Genomic DNA, 837 nt, shown 5'->3' on the forward strand with positions numbered 1-837 from the left:
CTCCCTGCTGTCGCAGAAAGGGAAAGGGTGGACGACTTTTACGCCGCCCGCAGCAGCTCCATGCCGCCGCTTCCGTGGCCTAATTTCTCACCGCCGTTCTCACCCGATCGCCCTGCGGATGACGGGCATGCTGCGCTGCACGGCCGCCAGGAATGCGGCACTCGCGTTCTCAAGCAGATGCCAACGATCGGCGACCTGAACCGCCTGTGGCAAGGCACGGGTGGCGGCACCGCCATAGCCGCCGTTGCGGTCGCGGGCGATGATCCGGATGCCGGGATGTGCGCGGAGCCACGCTTCCACGGTGGCAGGCTCGCGATCGGGCAGCAGGTCGATCACTTGCCGCCGTTCCAGGTCGCAGATCATCGTGCCGTAACGCTGCCCCTTGCGCCATGCCCAGTCATCGATGCCGATGACACGCGGTGGTTCGGAGACGGGGCCCATCAGGCTCCGCGCCCCACGCAAGAACGTGTCTTTGCTTGCAGGCACGAGAAGGCGCCGGGCGAGCGCCTGAGCAGGTCGTCCGCCGAGGGCAAGACCGAGGTGACGCACAAGATCCTGCAAGCGCGAGGTGCGTCGCATATGCGGTCGGGTGACGCCGGACGGAAACCGTTCGGCGAAAATCCGGGCCGGACAGCCGGGCGCGCGGCAGCGAAAGCGACGAACCTGCAAGACGATTTCCACGGCTCGCCCATGCGCAGGAACATCGGCCGGGCGACGTCGATACCGACTGTGGACAGAGGTGGACCCGCCTGGTGAGACAGTTTGGCGGCTTGGCTAAGGTGGATCGGGTTGGTTTCTATGCCGCCAGTCGCTCCGTCATTTCCGCCGTAGCATAGA

At 65.9% G+C, this 837-nt stretch carries 1 pseudogene; it reads right to left on the reverse strand.

Annotated elements, in window-relative coordinates:
- Positions 1–102 precede the first annotated feature (102 nt).
- Positions 103–750 (reverse strand): annotated as a pseudogene (locus ACDP63_RS25045) (ISL3 family transposase); the annotation flags it as partial.
- Between the last annotated feature and the right edge of the window lie 87 nt (positions 751–837).

Origin of the sequence: Paracoccus sp. P2, from assembly GCF_046335115.1 — a bacterium.
In the GTDB taxonomy this organism is placed as follows: domain Bacteria; phylum Pseudomonadota; class Alphaproteobacteria; order Rhodobacterales; family Rhodobacteraceae; genus Paracoccus; species Paracoccus pantotrophus.